Consider the following 17,349-nt stretch of genomic DNA (forward strand, 5'->3'; position numbering starts at 1 on the left):
GCCGACGCGGGTCGCGCAGATGTACCGTCGCCAGCACTGCACTGGCACGCACATCGACGCGGCCCGCGTCTGCTGTTGTTGCCCGAAAGTCCTCGCGTCCATCGACTACACATGGTTAACTACGTTGGATAGGCGGACGAAGGAGGATTCATGGATTTCGCGCTGAGTACCGAGCAGCTCGATCTCGCCGAGGCAGAGCGCGCCTGGCTGCACAAGCACGATCCCATCCTGGAACGACGCGAGTCCATCGACGAGTCGCCCGCCCGGATCACTGCCGCCATGCGCAAGCACGTCGCCGAATCCGGCCTGGCCGGGTTGCTCACCATCGCCGTCGGCGCTACCCATGTTGATCTGCTGGTGCTCGCCGAAGCCCACGGATGGGCAGGCAGTGCGTTGCCGCTCGCCGAGATGGCCATCGCCGCCCGACTACTGGAGGACATCGGACATTCGAGCGCCGACGACGCGGCCGAGAGCACCGAGATCGTGGTCCCGGTACCTCCCGCACCCGGCCTCCACATGCGTATCGATGGTGACACCCTCCGGGTCACCGGCCGCAGTGCGCCCATCACCGGCTTGATAGACGCCGACCGCATCGTCGTGGTGTCACAGACCGACGACGGGGCAGAAGTGGCAGCCGTCATCCGGGTCGAGGCCATCGAGGTCACCGTTCTCGATACGCTCGATCTGTTGCGATCATGGGCGGTGGTCGACATCGACGTCACCCTCGAATCCGGTGACTGGGCAACGTTGTCCACGGGTTCGGCCGCCGCGTTGTCCGAACAGCTCGCGACCTTCCGCGCCGTCGACGCCCTGGGCTGCGCCGATCGACTTCTGACCATGGCCATCGATTACGCCGGACAGCGTTCGCAATTCGGACAACCGATCGGTTCTTTCCAGGCTGTGAAACATCACCTCGCGAACATGGCGCTCTGGGTGGAGGCATCGAGATCGGTCTTGTGGCGGGCGGCACTCGCGCTCGACGGTGATAACCCCGGCGAGCGCGCGGCTGCGGTGGCTGCGGCGGTGGCCTACGCCTGCAAGAGTTCCGGCGACACGGGCCAACTCGCACTACAGATCCACGGCGGCATCGGATTCACCTGGGAACACGACGTCCATCTGCTCATCCGGCGGATCAAGGTCGATGAACTCCTCGACGGCACCGTCGCCGACCATCGTCGACGCGTGGTGGATCTGCATGCCGCCGGATGAACGTGACACGGTCGGATTGCGCGACACCGTTGCCGAATCAGGAGAGCGGAGGCCACGAGTGACGGGCCGGCCACTGCCGCAGCCCACGTTGCGGTCGGCTGAGTTCTGGGCCTCGGGTGCCGACGGCGTGCTGCGGATCGCGCGATGCGAAGCGTGCGGTCGGCTGTCGCATCCGCGGCCACCGATGTGTCCACACTGCCGCAGCCGCGACGTCACCATGAGCCCCGTCACGGGGCGCGGTGTGGTGGTCGCCGTCACGGTGAACGAACAGCAGTGGCTGCCCGCCTTCCCGGCGCCCTACATCATCGCCATCGTTGCGCTGGAAGAGGATTCCGCGGCCCGCCTCACCACCAACATCGTCGGCTGCGACCCGGGGGACGTAGGCGTCGGAACGCGTGTGCGCGTCACCTTCGAACAGGCGGCTGCCGACATCTGGATCCCGCTGTTCGAACTCGACGACGAACGGCCCGACGAGGGCCCGATTCCCGAACCGGAGGATCTGTCCGCGCGATCGAGGCCGATGGCGTCGCCGGACAAGTTCGAGGAACGGGTGGCCATCACCGGCATCGGACAGTCGGAGGTGGGGCGACGGCTGATGGTCGACCCATTGACCCTGACCGTAGACGCCTGCGAAGCGGCGGTCGCCGATGCCGGACTGCGCTTCGAGGACATCGACGGGCTGGCGACCTATCCCGGCGGCCCGATCGGCGGTGGCCTCACCGAGGGCGGCACGATGCCGGTCGAGGAGATCCTGCGCATCCGCCCGACCTGGGTCAGCGGCGGCAACGAGTTCCCCGGGCAGAACGGCTCGATCATCGCGGCCATGCTCGCGGTCGCATCCGGCCTGTGCCGACACGTGCTGTGCTATCGCACGGTCTGGGAGAGCTCACACGCGGCCATGGTCCGCGACGGCAGGTGGGTGGTGCCGGATGCGCGCGCCACCGGGATGACCGAGCATCGGGCCCCCTACGGGGCGATGTCGCCGGCCAACTGGATCGCGTTGTGCGCCAGCAACTATTTTCACCGATACGGTGGCTCCCGGGAGACGCTCGGTGCGATCGCGGTCACCGCTCGACAGCATGCCGCCGCGAATCCCGAGGCCGTGTACCGCGAGCCGATCACCATGGACGACTACCTCGGCGCGCGGATGATCTCGAGCCCGTTCGGTCTCTACGACTGCGACGTCCCCGTCGACGGCGCGGTCGCCGTGGTGGTCTCGGCGGTGGACTACGCCACCGACGGTCCGAACCCGCCGGTGTTCGTCGAAGCCGTCGGTACCCAGATCATGGAGACGCTGTCGTGGGATCAGGGAACCCTGACGCACCTGCCGCAGTCGCTGGGGCCATCGAAGCACCTCTGGACACGGACCGACTGCTCACCGGATGATGTCGACGTGGCCCTGCTCTACGACGGGTTCACCTTCAACGCGTTGTCGTGGCTCGAAGCTCTCGGCTTCTGCGAACTGGGCGGTGCCGCGGACTTCATCGGCGACGGAGATGCGATCCGACTCGGCGGCCGGCTGCCGGTCAACCCGCATGGTGGTCAGCTCTCCGCCGGACGGCTGCACGGTTATGGCTTCTTTCGCGAGGCGGTCCGGCAACTGCGTGGACACGCCGACTCGCGCCAGGTGCCCGATGCCGAACTGGCTGTGGTCACCGCGGGCGGTGGGGTGCCGTCCGGTGCGATCTTGCTCCGCCGATGACGTGAATGTCCAGGTCACGCGCGTCGCTGACGGTGAGGTAACTTAACAAGTGAACGTTGTCGACGAGAGGACCCACACGTGACCGACAACTCCCTGGCAGCGATCTTTGCGACGCGTTCCGACGGCGAGCGGGGCATCCGTACCCCCAAGACCGCGGAGCTCGTCGCCCGCAAGCTGCGCAGCATGATCGTCGACGGCGAGCTTTCCGCAGGCGACCACCTGCCCAACGAAGCCGAACTGATGGAGTTGTTCTCGGTCAGCAGGCCGACACTGCGCGAGGCCATCCGCGTGCTCGAGGCCGAACGACTCGTCGAGGTGCGCCGCGGGTCCCGCTCGGGCGCCAAGGTGTGTATCCCCGGACCCGAGGTTGTCGCGCGGCCCGCATCGCTGCTGCTGGAACTCGCGGGTGCCACCGTCGCCGATGTCTATCGGGCACTGGAGGCCGTGGAGCCCGCCGCCGCGCGCTTGCTCGCGGAGGAAGGCGATGAGACCGCCTTCGATGAACTCGAGCGATTCGTCGACGAGGTGGTGCCCGACGAGTACGCATCCGGGCAATTCGGCAAGGCCGCGGCCGAGTTCCATTCGCTCATGGTGCGGTTGTCGGGCAGCCCGACACTCGCCCTCATCTCCGGCATGGTGCACGAGATCTTCGAACGCAATCACGTCGCGTTCGCGCAGCAGAACGTGAATCGCGATCGTGCGCAACATGAGTCGAACTACAAGTTGTTCGTCCGGTCTCAGCGGAAGTTCATCAAGCTGCTCCGCGCGCGCGACGGTGCCGGAGCATTTGCCCACTGGCAGAAACACATGGGCGTTGCCCGTGAGTTCGTCATGCTTGGGCGGGAGGACCTCAAGGTGCAGGACCTGCTGGACTGACCTGCGGGCGGTGCGCGCCTGTTCTGTTGATCGGGTATCCGCGGACCGGTTGGGGAGCGATCGTATCGGGATTCGCGTGTGCCGGAGATCGATTGTTGTGCAAGTGGTCTCGATACGCTGTCTCGCCTAGCGGCTCGACGGCTACTCGACCAGCGGGGGAGGGTCTCGCCTAGCGGCTCGACAGCTACTCGACCAGCGGGGAGGGGGGCTTGCCTGGGGCTCGACAACTACTCGACCAGCGGGGAGGGGCTTGCCTGGGGTTTGACGGCTACTGGACCGGAAGGGGTCTTGCCTGGGGGAACAGTCAACCTGGAGGGGCTGCGCGGGAATCACCCATCTAACGTGGCGCGAACCGCTGCCCCGCATCGAGTCGCAGGCACTGCCCGTTGAGCATCGGATTGTCGACGATGGCCAACGCCAGCTTCGCGTACTCACTCGGCCGTCCCATCCGCTTTGGAAAGGCGGCGTCCTTCACCAGCGGGGCCACCTGGTCTTCGCTGAACTTCGCGGTGGCGCCGGTCGAGAACAGGCTCGGTGCGATCGCGACCACGCGAATTCCCAACGGGCCCAGATCGCGGGCCATGGCCAGGGCGCTACCGGCGATTCCGGCTTTCGCTGCGGCGTAGGCGACTTGGCCGATCTGGCCTTCGAAGGCCGCCAACGATGACGTGTTGACGATGACGCCGCGTTCTTCGTCGACGGGATCGTTGGCGCTCATGTGCTGCGCCTGGAGGCGGTTCAGGTTGAACGTGCCGACCAGGTTCAGGTCGACGACCTGACGGAACATGTCGAGATCGTGGGGGCCACTGCGGCCCAAGGTCTTCTGCACCCTTCCGCCGCCGGCCGTGTTCACCGCGATGTGCAGTCCACCCATCTCGGACACCGCATCGGCGAGCACGCCTTCGGTTCCGTCGAAGTCCAGGATGTCCACCGCGTGGAAGGTACCCCCGATTTCGGCGGCGACGTCCTTGCCGTCACTGCCCTCTCGGTCGAGGATTGCCACGGTCGCACCGCCGGCGGCGAGTGCTTCCGCGGTGGCGCGGCCCATGCCCGAGGCTCCGCCCACGACGACGGCCTTCCGGTGTGCGAGGTCCATGACGATCTCCTTCGTGTGCGACGCAACGTTGTGCGTCGTCGACGATTGTGATGCAGTTATCATACTAACTAAACTATGTAAGATTCCCGGAGTGGTCCCACACAACGGCATGAGTGGTGTGGTGGCGCGTGTCGCCGCGCGATGATGCCACCGGACAGCGCTATCGGACAGGGGAGTGGAGCTCGCATGAACATCGGACTGTTGCTGGACATGGCCGCCGACGGTTTCGGTGACCGGGTGGTCATCGGGCCACAGGACTCCGGGATCACCGCGGCGCAGCTGCGTAGCATGGCCGACGCCGGCGCCGAGGTCATCCGAGCGCACTCCGCGGAGGCGGTGGTCTATCTCGCGGTGAACGGTCCGGCATTCCCGGTGGCGATGTTCGCCGCGGCACGTGCCGGGGTGCCGCTCGTCCCGGTCAACTATCGACTCGGTTCCGAACAACTCGATGCGCTGCTTGCCAATCACCCGTCGGCGCTCGGCATCGCCGATGCCGAGCACGTACACATCCTGCAGCGCGCAGGACTCGCCACCATCACTCCCGAACAGTGGATGATCAGCGCGCAGACGACCGAGCCCACCGTAGACGGCGGCAACGACGCTGCGCCCGAGGTCCCGGCGGTGATCATTTACACCTCCGGAACCACGGCGGCACCGAAGGGGGTGTTGTTGCGCAATGAGAACCTGACCTCGTACGTCTTCGGTTCAGTGGAGTTCGCCAACGCAGGGGAGGACCAGGCCGCTCTCGTCAGCGTCCCGCCCTACCACATCGCCGCCGTGGCCAACGTGATCAGCAACCTCTACGCGGGCCGGCGGACGATGGTGCTCGAACAGTTCACACCGGAGCAATGGCTGCACACGGTGCGCGCGGAACATATCACCAACGCGCTCGTCGTACCGACAATGTTGTCGAGGATCGTGGAGTCCGACGCCGACAAAGACATACCGTCACTGCGCAACCTCGCCTACGGCGGCGCGCCGATGCCCTCGCGGGTCATCGAGCGGGCGCTCGAACTCTGGCCCCAGGTCGGCTTCGTGAACGCCTACGGTCTCACCGAGACCAGTTCCACCATCGCAGTTCTCGGACCCGACGATCACCGCGATGCGCTCGCCGGCACTGATGAACGCATCCGGGCACGTCTGGGCTCGGTCGGGCGCGCCCTACCCGGCGTCGTCATCGAGATCCGCGACGACGACGGCGCCCTGCTCGGACCCGACGAGGTGGGCCGGATCTGCGTGGCCGGCGAGCAGGTCTCTGCCGAGTACGCCGGTATCGGCCGGGTGACCGATGAACAGGGCTTCTTCGACACCCGCGACAAGGGTTACCTCGACGCCGACGGCTTCTTGTTCGTCGGTGGCCGTGCGGACGACACCATCATCCGCGGCGCGGAGAACATCGCGCCCGCCGAGATCGAAGACGTCATCCTGCGCCACCCCGACGTCCTCGACGTCGCGGTGGTGGGTGTTCCCGATGACGAGTGGGGTCAGCGCATCGAGGCGGCGGTGGTGCTGCGACCCGGAGTCGAGGTCGACTCGGAGTCGCTGCGAGATCACGTCCGTAAGGCGCTGCGTAGCAGCAAGACCCCGGACCGGTTCGTCTACTGGCCTGAGGTTCCGAGAACCGAGACCGGCAAGTTGGTCCGCCGCCATGTGGTGGACCGCCTGGTCAACCTGAGTGAACCGGCGTCGGAGCCCGCATGACCCGGACGCTGCGCACCAACGGAGGTGACATGGAACTCGAGAACCTGACCACGGTGATCGCCGAACTCCACGAGCACGTGCTGACCATCACCCTCAACCGCCCGGAGCGGATGAACTCGTTCACCAATGTCATGCGGGAGGAATTCCGCGGCGTCTGGGAGTTCGCCCGCGAATCCGACGACGTGCACGTCATCGTCTTGCGCGGGGCAGGCGAACGAGCCTTCTCCACCGGGATGGACACCCGCGAGGGGACCTTCGTCTCCGACAACGTGTTCAGCCGGCGCGACCCCGGAATCGATCTGTCGCCCAAACAGAACGGCTGCTGGAAGCCGCTGATCAGCGCGGTGCACGGGATGGCTGCCGGCGGTGCGCTGTACTGGCTCAACGAATCCGACATCATCGTCGCGAGTGACGACGCACAGTTTTTCGACCCGCACGTCTCCTACGGCCTGGTGGCCGCGCTCGAACCCATCGGACTGGCGCACCGCATCCCCATCGGTGAGGTGCTCCGGATGGTCCTGCTGGGCCTGGACGAGCGGATGTCCGCCGAGCGAGCCAGGGAGATCGGATTTGTCTCCGAGATCGTTGCCCGAGACGAGCTATGGACGCGGGCCGACGTGCTCGCACGACGCATCGCCGCCAAGCCACCGGCGGCAATCCAGGGCAGTGTTCGGGCCATTTGGGAATCCCGCGACACCGGGAGGTCGCAAGCACTGGCCACCGGAATGGCCTACACGTCACTGGGCAACCCGATCGGCAAGGCCCAGGTGGTCCGGTCCGAGGTCGCCACGCGCGAGTACGAAGTCAGGTAAGTGCCGCAACGTCATCGACGGCGTCGGCAGGGAGTGAGATGGTCATGCACTACGGGACGGGCGCCGAGCTGGACGATTTCCGCGCCGAGGTCCGTGAGTTCGTCCGCGGCCACGCGCCGGCGATCCCGCCCAAGGCCGGGGTGCGCAGCGCCGAGGACGCCGAGGAGCTGGCGCTGCTCAAGAAGTGGACCCGCGATCTCTTCGATGCGGGTTACCTCGGTGGCGCCTGGCCGGCAGAGTACGGCGGTAGCGGGGCATCCCATCAGCTCGAGCGAGACGTGGTCGTCGGTGAGGAGATCGCCCGCCACCGTGCGCCCGCGCCGGTACAGGGGGCCGCGAACCTGGTGGCGAACGCGCTGATCGACCATGGGACTGCCGAACAGAAACGCCGCCATCTCGGTGGTATCCGGTCCGGCGAGCTCATCTTCTGTCAGCTCTTCAGCGAACCCGGATCGGGCAGCGACCTCGCCTCCCTGCGGACACGCGCAACGGGACTCGACGACGGCAGCTTCCGGATCACGGGCCAGAAGGTCTGGACCACCAACGCGCACTGGGCCGACTACGGATATCTGCTGGCACGGACCGATCCAGAAGCGGCAAAGCACAAGGGCATCAGCGCATTCCTCATCGACATGACGCTGCCCGGGGTCGACGTTCGGCCGTTGCGGGAGATGACCGGCACCGCCGATTTCAACGAGGTGTTCCTCGACGATGTCGTCGTCGCCGCGGATGCGCTGATCGGGGAGGTCAATCAGGGCTGGCGCATCGCCAATTCCAGTCTCGCGCACGAACGGGCCGGCGTGGCGAACAATGCGGTCCGACTGCAGCGCAACATCGACGCGCTCGTCGATCTCGCCGCCGTGGTGCAGCGACACGGCCGGCCGGCGATCGAGGACTCGGCGATCTGCGATCGTCTCGGCGCGCTCTCGGCGTCTGTCGATGCGCTGTCCGCACTGGTCTATGCCGGCCTGAGTCGCGCATCCGCGGGCGATGTGCGGCCCGGTGACGCACCGATGGCCAAGCTCATGTACAGCGAACTCGGAGTCGAGATCGCCGCATTCGCACTCGACCTCTGCGGCGCCGACGGGGTCCTGGTCGACACCGATCCCCACGCCGTCGACCGTGGACGGTGGCAGGACGAATTCCTGTATGCCCGGGGCTACACCATCGCCGGCGGCAGTTCCGAGATCATGCGGAACGTGATCGCCGAACGTGGCCTCGGTCTGCCTCGTTGAGTCGGTTCCTACTGCACGAGTCATGTGGCGGACGACAATGCCGTCCATAAGGTTGTCCTAGTTAACTATGTCATATACCTTGAATGAGCGATGCAAACGTCTGACGACGAAGCGGCCAACTCCGTGACCGGTCTCGGTGGGGCCGGCCGGTCGCGGCGCAGTGATGTGAAGGTGAATGGAGGCGGCATGTCGGGTATCAGGCAGGCGCTACGTCAGCTGTGGTCGGCCACCGATGATGCCCGCATGATCCAGCAGGACGGGCGCTGGTACACGTGGGCGGAAGTGCGATCGTTGGCGGAGAAGATCGACCGCGCACTGATCCGCGTGGGCGCGGTCGAAGGCGCTCGGGTCGGCGTGGTCCTGGCCAACCGGGTGGATTCGATCGCCGCCCTGGTCGCCCTGTTGAGCAATGGGCGCACACTCACCACGTTGAACCCGATGCAGCCTATCGCGCGCATTTCCGGAGATCTGGAGATGACACGTCCCGACGTGATCCTCGCACCGGAAGAACTCTGGTGCGCCGATGAATTCGCGGCCGTGGTCGTCGAATTGGGCATCGACGGTTTCGCCATCGACGAGGGTGTGGCGCAGCGCGCCTCGCGAGCGGACTCGACGTCGTCGAACGGCGCTGTAACTCCGTCGGCGACCGATCCCGAGTCCACCGGTGCCATCGCCATCGAGATGTTCACCTCCGGGACGACCGGACCGCCCAAACGTGTACCGCTGACGTGGCGCCAGCTCGATGCCGCGATGGCGGCGGTGCACGGACACGTCGGCACCGAGCACGGCAAGCGCGAACCCCTCACCGGCAGAGTTGCCTTGGTCACGCTGGCCATCGTGCACATCGGTGGGATGTGGGGTGTCTTGCAGGCGCTGACCGAAGCGCGACCATTCGTGCTCCTGCCGCGATTCACCGTCGAGGGCTGGGCGGGTGCGATCGAGGAACACAAACCGCGGATCGCGAGTCTCCCTCCGGCCGCGATGCGTTCGGTCCTCAACGCCGACGTTCCGGCGGAACGTCTGTCGAGTCTGCGTGCGGTGACTGCCGGCACCACATTCGTGAGTCCGGATCTCGCCGACGAGTTCATCGCTCGCTACGGAATTCCCGTGCTGATCGTCTATGGCGCCACCGAGTTCTCCGGTGCCGTCGCCGGCTGGACCAAGCCCATGCATGCGAAATGGTGGGAGCGTAAGCGCGGCAGCGTGGGTCGTGCGTTCCCCGGCGTCAGGTTGCGCGTCGTCGACGACAACGGGCACCCGCTGCCTCCCGACGACACCGGCAGGCTCGAGGTCAGTTCGGGGCAGACCGGGTCGGGTACCGGGGATTGGGTTCGTACCAGCGATCTCGCGCACATCGACGCCGACGGTTTCCTCTACATCGACGGTCGCGCCGACGATGCGATCCTGCGTGGGGGATTCAAGGTGCAGCCCGAGGTGGTGGCCAATGCATTACGTGCCCATCCCGCTGTCCTCGACGCCTCGGTCTACGGTCGAGCCGATGAGCGACTCGGTCAGGTACCGGTTGCGGTCGTCGAGTTGATCGACGGACAGCATGTCGCCGAGGCCGAGCTGAAAGATCACCTGCGGACCCATCTGACGGCGTACGAAGTGCCGGTGAGCATTCACGCGGTCGAGTCGCTTCCCCGCAGCGTGTCATTGAAGGTGGACCGCAGACGCCTGCTCGAGCTCGTCGCGGAACTCGAGGCCACCACCGCATGAGTGGGTGTGCGGCCACCGGACGCATCGACCAATCGATGCGACCAGAAACGTAGCGAGGAGAGCGTCATGTCAGCAGTCATCGTCGAAGCCGTTCGTACCCCGGTCGGGCGGAGAAACGGGGCACTGTCGGGGATTCACCCGGCCGAGTTGTCGGCCGGCGTTCTCCGCGCACTTGTCGAGCGGACCGGGATCGAGCCGGACCTGGTCGATGATGTGATCTGGGGCTGCGTCCAGCAGGTGTCCGAACAAGCCATTGACATCGCGCGGACCGCCGTCCTCAGTGCCGGGTGGCCGGAAACCATCCCCGGCGTCACGGTGGACCGCCAATGTGGGTCATCGCAGCAGGCCCTCAACTTCGCCGTCGCCAGTGTGGAGGCGGGCCACTACGACGTGGTCGTGGCCGGTGGTGTGGAGTCGATGTCACGGGTGCCGATGGGTTCGTCGACCTCGGTCGGCGCCAGCCCGTTCGGTGAGAGCTACCGGTCCCGGTACGACAACGTCATCCCCAACCAAGGCGTCGGTGCGGAGATGATGGCCGCCAAGTGGGGTTTCAGCCGCACCGATGTCGATGCGTATGCGGCCCGTTCGCATGATCGGGCCGCGGCCGCGCAGGATGCGGGACTGCTCGACGACCAGATCATCCCGGTCACCACACCCGACGGTGTGGTCATCGCGGACGAGGGCATCCGCCGCGGTACCACCGTCGAGACTCTCGCCAAGCTGAAGCCGGTGTTCGACGCGAACGGGGTGATCCACGCCGGCAACGCCTCGCAGATCTCGGATGGGTCCGCAGCATTGTTGGTGATGAGCGAGGACGCTGCGCGCCGCCACGGGCTGCGACCGATCGCCCGCGTGCACACCGCGGCCGTCACGGGTTCGGACCCGGTGATCATGCTGACCGGCCCGATCCCCGCGACAGAGAAGGCCCTGGCCAGGTCGGGCCTGTCCCTCGGCGACATCGGGGTCTTCGAGGTGAACGAGGCCTTTGCCCCGGTCCCCATGGCGTGGCAGCGCGAGATCGGTGCCGACGACGAACTGCTCAATCCCAACGGTGGTGCCATAGCGTTCGGTCACCCACTCGGTGGGTCGGGCGCCCGGATTCTCACCGACCTGATCTTCCACATGCGCCGCAACGACATCCGCTATGGGCTGCAAACCATGTGCGAGGGTGGCGGTCAGGCCAACGCCACGATCCTGGAGCTGATCAGCGAGTGACCTGGTCTCGACAGCCGGGAACCGGCTTTCGCGAGGGTCGGCCAGCGGGCACCCTGCTCAACACACCGAGACACCGATTGTGAGGAGACGATATGCACCGTCCGATGGAGGGTGTCCGCATTCTGGAGGTGGCACAGTTCACCTTTGTTCCGGCTGCCGGCGCGGTGCTCGCCGACTGGGGTGCGAGCATCGTCAAGATCGAGCACGCCGAAAAGGGCGACGCGCAGCGCGGTTTGGTGCGGGTGCTCGGCTACGATGCCGCCGGCTCGTCGTTCTCGCCGATCATGGAAGGTCCGAACCGCGGAAAGCGCAGTGTGGGTCTGGCTCTCGAGCGTCCGGAGGCACGGCCGGTGCTCGAAGAACTGGTCCGCAACAGCGATGTGTTCCTCACGAACTTCCTGCCGACCGCCCGCGACAAGCTGGGAATCACGGTGGCCGACATCCGCGCGATCAACCCCGACATCATCTACGTGTCGGGCAGCGGTTTCGGTACGGAGGGACCGGATGCCGAGAAGGGCGGCTACGATTCGACGGCGTTCTGGGCCAGGGGCGGGAGCGCGTTCGGCACCACACCGGCAGGTGCGGATCGGGTCAGCTTCATGCCTGCCGGGGCCTACGGCGACAACATCGGCGGGATGACCATCGCCGGTGGTATCGCCGCCGCACTGTACGGACGCGCGATGACGGGCGAGACCTCGGAACTCGATGTCTCCCTGCTCGCTGTCGGGGCCTGGGCCACCCAGTTCACTGTCAACATGGCGCTGATGAAAGGGGAGGCCTTGCCTGCGCAATCGGCGCAACGGCGATCGGCTGCCGCCGGTAACCCGCTTTCCGGTGCGTACCGGACGGCCGATGGACGCTGGATCCAACTGTCGATGCTCCAGGCCGGGCGGTACTGGCCGGAGTTCTGCCGCGCGATCGGCCACGACGAACTCGTCGATGACGAACGGTTCGCGACCGACGCGCTGATCACCGAGAATCACGCCGAGGCCATGGACATCTTTGCCGGGATCATCTCCCGGCAACCGCTCGAGCATTGGCGGGCCGCACTCAAGGACATCCGCGGACAGTGGGCGGTGGTGCAGGATTCATGGGAGATCGGCAACGACGAGGCGCTGATCGCCAACGGACGCATCACCGAGGTGCTCGACGCCGAGGGCAACCCGCGCAAACTGGTTGCCAACCCGGTGAAATTCGACAACACCAGCGTCGACATCAGCCGAGCGCCCGCGTTCGCCGAACACACCGACGAGGTGCTGCGTGAACTCGGTTTCGACGACGACCAGTTGATCGCGATGAAGATCGCCGGCGCGGTGACGTGACGAGGCCGATCGGACGTGGACGAGGAACGGAGTAGACGATGAAGGTCAGTGTCGATCTGGACAAGTGTGCCGGCCACGCCCGCTGTTTCGCGGCGTCGCCGGAGTTGTTCGACCTCGACGACGACGGCTATGCCCTCAACGCGGAGATCGACATCCCCGTCGGCGCGGAGGCCACCGCCCTCGAGGCGGTCGCGGCGTGCCCGGAACGTGCGATCGAAAGCCATTGAACCGCACCCAGACAACGCCCATCGGCGACGAGCCGGACTCGGCAACGCATCCGCCGTGCGCGACGGGCCCGCTGACTGGGCTGCGGGTGGTGGAGTTCGTCGGGCTCGGTCCTGCACCGTTCGGGTGCATGTTGCTCGCCGACCTCGGGGCCGAGGTGATCGCGCTGCGCCGTCCGGGGTCGTCGGTGCCGGCCTTGGTACGCAACCGCGAGACACTGGAGGTCGACCTCAAGGACGCCGATGTGCGCACCAGGGTCCGGGCACTCATCGCGGCGGCCGACGTCGTGGTGGAGGGGTTCCGGCCGGGCGTGATGGAACGTCTGGGTCTCGGGCCCGACGATGTGCGCGCCTGCGAGACCGGTCTGATCTATGCGCGGATGACCGGGTGGGGTCAGACCGGGCCGCTGGCACACACCGCGGGCCACGACCTGAACTACATCGCGGTGACCGGAGCACTGCACCTGGCCACCCGGGCCGGGGGCGTACCCGTTCCGCCGGCGAACCTGCTCGGTGACTTCGGCGGTGGGGCGATGTACCTGGCCACGTCCGTTCTCGCTGCCCTCCACGACCGTGGCAGAACGGGGGAGGGCGCGGTGCTCGACGTCTCGATCATCGACGGAACCACCTACCTGACATCGATGCAGCACGAGTACCGTTCCCGCGGAACGTGGTCGGATGTCGCCGGGACGAACCGTCTGGACACGGGCGCGCCGTACTACGACGTGTATGCCTGTGCTGATGGACGTTTCGTCGCGGTCGGGGCGCTCGAGGAACCGTTCTTCGTCGCGTTGCTCGAGGTCCTCGACCTCGATCCAGGCCTCGCCGTGGGCCGCGAGGATCCGGCGAACTGGCCGGCATTGCGGGAGGCGATCGGTGATGCGTTGCGAACCCGCACCCGCGACGAGTGGGCCCGACTGGCCGCATCCACCGACGCGTGCCTGTCGCCGGTACTGGATTTGTCCGAGGCTGCGCAGCACCCTCAGGTGGCACAACGTCAGGTGCTGGTCGCCGGCGACGCCGAGCAATGGACCCCACGGCTTCCAAACGGCTTTGTCGCGCAGCCGACGCATGTGGACGATCTGTTGCAGCGTTGGCGCGTCGAGAGGCCATGATGAGAACCACACCGGGCTACTGCCCGCCGACGACAGGAGAATGATGTCGACCCGTGACGCTGTGATCGTCGAAGCGGTCCGTACCCCCATCGGCAAACGACATGGATCGCTCGCCGAGGTCCATGCCGTCGACCTGTCGGCTCTGGTCTTGCGCGAACTCACCGCACGCACCGGAATCGACCCGGGCCAGATCGACGACGTGATGTGGGGATGTGTGACCCAACTCGGTGATCAATCGAGCAATGTGGGACGGTTCGCGGTGCTCGCCGCCGGATGGCCGGATCATGTTCCCGCCGTGACGATCAACCGCGCTTGCGGATCGAGCCAGCAGGCCATCGAGTCGGCGGCGCACGCGGTGATCGCGGGGGCCTACGACATCGCTGTCGCGGGCGGCGTGGAGACGATGTCGCGAGTGCCGCTCGGAGCCGCGCGGGAATCCGGGTTCCCGTACGGGCAGACCGTGCTGGATCGATATGGTGTCACCGGGCTGGATCAGGGTTCGGGTGCCGAGATGATCGCCGCGAAATGGGGACTTTCGCGTGGGCAACTCGACGAGTACGCCTCGCGTTCGCATGAACTGGCTGCGGCCGCGATCGATCGTGGTGCGTTCGACGCCCAGACCGTCGATGTCGAGCTGGGCGAGCGCACCATCACCACCGACGAGGGTCTGCGGCGCGGTACGACGCCGGAGAAGCTCGCGACACTGAAGCCGTCCTTCCGCGAGGACGGGGTGATCCACGCCGGAAATGCGTCCCAGATCTCTGACGGAGCTGCCGGTGTGATGATCATGACCTCGCAGCGCGCCGCGGACCTCGGGCTGCGGCCGATCGCGCGCATCGTGGCCGGGTCGGTGGTCGGGGACGACCCGGTCATGATGCTCACCGGTCCGATTCCGGCCACGCAGAAACTCCTCGCGCGTACCGGTCTGTCGATCGACGACATCGGTGCGATGGAGATCAACGAGGCCTTCGCGCCCGTTCCGGTCGCCTGGCAGATCGAGGCGGGCGCAGAGCCCGCCCGCGTCAACCCGGTGGGCGGCGCCATCGCCGTCGGACATCCGCTCGGCGCGTCGGGGGCGATTCTGACCACGCGGCTCATCAACCACATGCGCGACAACGACATCCGGTACGGCCTGCAGTCCATGTGCGAGGGCGGCGGTACGGCCAACGCCACACTGTACGAACTGATGAGCTGACCGTCCGAAGCCGCGCGCGACAAGGAGATCGACAGTGACACAGAGCTTCTACGACGCCGATCACGAGGCGTTTCGCGAGGTCGTCCGTGGCTTCGTCACCCGCGATGTGGAGCCGAACCTGGACATCTGGGAGGAGAACCGGGAGACCGGGCGTGAGGTGTGGAAGTCCGCGGGCGCGTTGGGGATCCTCGGACTGCGATTCCCCGAGGAGTACGGCGGCGGCGGGTGTGCCGACTACCGGTTTCGGTGCGTGGTCCAGGAGGAACTGGCTCGGGTCGGCGCCGCTGCACTCGCCTCGGGCTTTTCGATCAACGAGGACATCGTCGGCTCCTACCTCACCGAGCTCGGCACCACCGAGCAGAAGCGGCAATGGTTGCCGGGGATGTCCCAGGGTGACGTCGTCGCCTCGATCGCCATGTCCGAGCCGGCCGCCGGCAGTGATCTGCGCGGGATGAAGACCACCGCGGTACGCGACGGTGACGAGTGGGTCATCAACGGCGCCAAGACGTTCATCACGAGCGGATACTCGTCCGACGTGGTTCTCACCGCGGCCCGGACCGGGGAGAAGGACGGCAGGCCGCGGCTGTCGCTGATTCTCGTGCCGACCACCACGCCCGGTTTCATCCGCGGCCGAAAGCTGCGCAAACTCGGTCTGCACGCGCAGGACACCGCCGAGATCGCCTTCACCGACGTCCGCGTCCCGACGAGCAACCTCGTCGGCGAGGAGGGCCGTGGATTTCATCATCTGACCGCACAACTACCGCTGGAGCGGTTGTCGATCGCGTGGCGGGCGCTGACGGCCGCGGAGGCCGCGCTGGACTGGACGATCCGATACACGAGTGAGCGCAAGGCGTTCGGCTCACGGATCATCGATTTCCAGAACACCCGGTTCGCCCTCGCGGAGATGACCACCGAGGTGGAGATCACCCGAGCCTTTCTCGAACAGGGCATCCGAGCTCTCAACGACGGCGAGTTCGATGCGACGCTCGGAGCCAAGGCCAAATGGTGGACCACCGAGTTGCAGAACCGCATCATCAACCAGTGTCTGCAGATGCACGGTGGCTACGGATACATGGACGAATACCCGATCTCGCGAGCGTATGCCGATGCCCGGGTGCAGACCATCGTCGGGGGTACCACCGAGATCATGAAGGAGATCATCGGACGTGATCTCGCCGGGCGATACCCGGGCTGAGGTCGGTGCCTGCATACGTGCGGGGTAGGTGCACCACCGCGACGATGCCCGTCTCGCCACTCAGCCGGGTACGTGGTGATCGACTGCCCGGTTGCCCGGGTACATCGAGCACGTTGTAGTCCGCCTCGAGGTCTCCGACCGCGGGATGGCTGGCTGGTCGACGATCGTATGACTACCTCGCGGATGCGGCCAGGAGCGCGTTCACCGCCGGCCGGGTCGCATCCAGCCACTCGGTGTAGGTCGCCGGATCGTCGTGGGCCGAGTCGATGACGTACAGGCCCCGCCCGGGAACTGTGCCGCCGATCTCGGTGAGCACCGGTCTCAACGACAGTTCGGGGGCGAGGGAATGTGTCGTATTGGCGCCGAGCATGAGTGGGATCGCGATGTTGGACAGTCCACTTCCGCCGGCGAACCGGTCCAGGAACACCTTGAGCAGGCCGGTGTAGGCGGCCTTGAAGGTTGGACTTGCGAAGACCACGAGATCCGATGCGCCTACCTGCTCGACCAAACTGTTGACGTCGGGGTCGGACCAGTCGAGGACAGCCGAGCCGAGCGTGGCCAGATCGACTACCAGTGTCGGTTCGGCACCGGTGAGCTCGCGTACGACGTGAGTGGCGGCAGTGAGCGTCCGGCTGGCCGGCTTGGGGTTGCCGACGACGACGGCCGTGGTGATGGACATCGGGTTCAGACTCCTGACATTCGTGTGTGTCCGGTGAACTGACGGTGGAGACCG

Annotated in this window: 15 protein-coding genes; 13 read left to right on the forward strand and 2 right to left on the reverse strand. The window is 66.4% G+C overall.

The window, feature by feature from the left end:
• Positions 1-150: 150 nt before the first annotated feature.
• From NWF22_RS15365 to NWF22_RS15375, 3 genes are all read left to right on the forward strand, one after another.
• The gene (locus NWF22_RS15365) at positions 151-1,209 is read left to right on the forward strand and encodes an acyl-CoA dehydrogenase family protein (RefSeq protein WP_160903533.1); all 1,059 of its coding nucleotides are present in this window, start codon (positions 151-153) and stop codon (positions 1,207-1,209) included.
• Positions 1,142-2,911: a thiolase C-terminal domain-containing protein gene (locus NWF22_RS15370; protein WP_233751568.1), complete on the forward strand. Its 1,770-nt coding sequence runs from the start codon at positions 1,142-1,144 to the stop codon at positions 2,909-2,911. The genes NWF22_RS15365 and NWF22_RS15370 overlap by 68 nt, the downstream gene beginning before the upstream one ends.
• Positions 2,912-2,989: 78 nt before the next feature.
• Positions 2,990-3,787, forward strand: a complete 798-nt coding sequence (locus NWF22_RS15375; RefSeq protein ID WP_160903532.1) for a FadR/GntR family transcriptional regulator — start codon at positions 2,990-2,992, stop codon at positions 3,785-3,787.
• A 337-nt stretch (positions 3,788-4,124) separates the two neighbouring features.
• On the opposite strand, the gene NWF22_RS15380 is transcribed toward NWF22_RS15375, so the two are convergent.
• Positions 4,125-4,883 carry an SDR family NAD(P)-dependent oxidoreductase gene (locus NWF22_RS15380; protein ID WP_160903531.1) on the reverse strand — a complete coding sequence of 253 codons (759 nt, stop codon included), beginning with the start codon at positions 4,881-4,883 and terminating at the stop codon, positions 4,125-4,127.
• 186 nt (positions 4,884-5,069) lie between these two features.
• Here NWF22_RS15380 and NWF22_RS15385 point away from each other — a divergent pair, with 186 nt between their 5' ends.
• The 10 genes from NWF22_RS15385 (at position 5,070) to NWF22_RS15430 (ending at position 16,616) form a co-directional block, all read left to right on the forward strand.
• Positions 5,070-6,584, forward strand: a complete 1,515-nt coding sequence (locus NWF22_RS15385) for a class I adenylate-forming enzyme family protein (RefSeq protein WP_160903530.1) — start codon at positions 5,070-5,072, stop codon at positions 6,582-6,584.
• Between the two features lie 29 nt (positions 6,585-6,613).
• Positions 6,614-7,396, forward strand: coding sequence for an enoyl-CoA hydratase/isomerase family protein (locus tag NWF22_RS15390; protein WP_160903726.1), 783 nt, complete (start codon positions 6,614-6,616; stop codon positions 7,394-7,396).
• Positions 7,397-7,440: 44 nt separating this feature from the next.
• The gene (locus NWF22_RS15395; protein WP_160903529.1) at positions 7,441-8,631 is read left to right on the forward strand and encodes an acyl-CoA dehydrogenase family protein; all 1,191 of its coding nucleotides are present in this window, start codon (positions 7,441-7,443) and stop codon (positions 8,629-8,631) included.
• A 186-nt stretch (positions 8,632-8,817) separates the two neighbouring features.
• Entirely contained in the window at positions 8,818-10,350 is a 1,533-nt protein-coding gene (locus NWF22_RS15400) for a class I adenylate-forming enzyme family protein (protein ID WP_160903725.1), read from the forward strand.
• 66 nt (positions 10,351-10,416) lie between these two features.
• Positions 10,417-11,565: a thiolase family protein gene (locus NWF22_RS15405; protein WP_160903528.1), complete on the forward strand. Its 1,149-nt coding sequence runs from the start codon at positions 10,417-10,419 to the stop codon at positions 11,563-11,565.
• 92 nt (positions 11,566-11,657) lie between these two features.
• The gene (locus NWF22_RS15410) at positions 11,658-12,887 is read left to right on the forward strand and encodes a CaiB/BaiF CoA transferase family protein (protein WP_160903527.1); all 1,230 of its coding nucleotides are present in this window, start codon (positions 11,658-11,660) and stop codon (positions 12,885-12,887) included.
• Between the two features lie 38 nt (positions 12,888-12,925).
• The gene (locus NWF22_RS15415; RefSeq protein ID WP_160903526.1) at positions 12,926-13,114 is read left to right on the forward strand and encodes a ferredoxin; all 189 of its coding nucleotides are present in this window, start codon (positions 12,926-12,928) and stop codon (positions 13,112-13,114) included.
• Entirely contained in the window at positions 13,111-14,226 is a 1,116-nt protein-coding gene (locus tag NWF22_RS15420) for a CaiB/BaiF CoA transferase family protein (protein ID WP_202398898.1), read from the forward strand. Before NWF22_RS15415 ends, NWF22_RS15420 begins: the two co-directional genes overlap by 4 nt.
• Before the next feature lie 43 nt (positions 14,227-14,269).
• Positions 14,270-15,421 carry a thiolase family protein gene (locus tag NWF22_RS15425; protein WP_160903525.1) on the forward strand — a complete coding sequence of 384 codons (1,152 nt, stop codon included), beginning with the start codon at positions 14,270-14,272 and terminating at the stop codon, positions 15,419-15,421.
• 34 nt (positions 15,422-15,455) lie between these two features.
• Positions 15,456-16,616: an acyl-CoA dehydrogenase family protein gene (locus NWF22_RS15430; protein WP_160903524.1), complete on the forward strand. Its 1,161-nt coding sequence runs from the start codon at positions 15,456-15,458 to the stop codon at positions 16,614-16,616.
• A 172-nt stretch (positions 16,617-16,788) separates the two neighbouring features.
• Here the strand turns inward: NWF22_RS15430 and NWF22_RS15435 are convergent, their stop codons facing one another.
• Complete coding sequence (locus tag NWF22_RS15435) at positions 16,789-17,289, reverse strand: NAD(P)H-dependent oxidoreductase (RefSeq protein WP_160903723.1); 501 nt, start codon at positions 17,287-17,289, stop codon at positions 16,789-16,791.
• Positions 17,290-17,349 lie beyond the last annotated feature (60 nt).

It is taken from the genome of Gordonia mangrovi (genome assembly GCF_024734075.1).
GTDB classification, from domain to species: Bacteria; Actinomycetota; Actinomycetes; order Mycobacteriales; family Mycobacteriaceae; genus Gordonia; species Gordonia mangrovi.

Bases quoted from the DNA above. Each gene is read 5' to 3' on its own strand.
- NWF22_RS15365 (WP_160903533.1), top strand. From the start codon at position 151: ATGGATTTCGCGCTGAGTACCGAGCAGCTCGATCTCGCCGAGGCAGAG.
- NWF22_RS15370 (WP_233751568.1), top strand. From the start codon at position 1,142: ATGAACTCCTCGACGGCACCGTCGCCGACCATCGTCGACGCGTGGTGG.
- NWF22_RS15380 (WP_160903531.1), bottom strand. From the start codon at position 4,883: ATGGACCTCGCACACCGGAAGGCCGTCGTCGTGGGCGGAGCCTCGGGC.
- NWF22_RS15385 (WP_160903530.1), top strand. From the start codon at position 5,070: ATGAACATCGGACTGTTGCTGGACATGGCCGCCGACGGTTTCGGTGAC.
- NWF22_RS15390 (WP_160903726.1), top strand. From the start codon at position 6,614: ATGGAACTCGAGAACCTGACCACGGTGATCGCCGAACTCCACGAGCAC.
- NWF22_RS15395 (WP_160903529.1), top strand. From the start codon at position 7,441: ATGCACTACGGGACGGGCGCCGAGCTGGACGATTTCCGCGCCGAGGTC.
- NWF22_RS15400 (WP_160903725.1), top strand. From the start codon at position 8,818: ATGTCGGGTATCAGGCAGGCGCTACGTCAGCTGTGGTCGGCCACCGAT.
- NWF22_RS15405 (WP_160903528.1), top strand. From the start codon at position 10,417: ATGTCAGCAGTCATCGTCGAAGCCGTTCGTACCCCGGTCGGGCGGAGA.
- NWF22_RS15410 (WP_160903527.1), top strand. From the start codon at position 11,658: ATGCACCGTCCGATGGAGGGTGTCCGCATTCTGGAGGTGGCACAGTTC.
- NWF22_RS15415 (WP_160903526.1), top strand. From the start codon at position 12,926: ATGAAGGTCAGTGTCGATCTGGACAAGTGTGCCGGCCACGCCCGCTGT.
- NWF22_RS15425 (WP_160903525.1), top strand. From the start codon at position 14,270: ATGTCGACCCGTGACGCTGTGATCGTCGAAGCGGTCCGTACCCCCATC.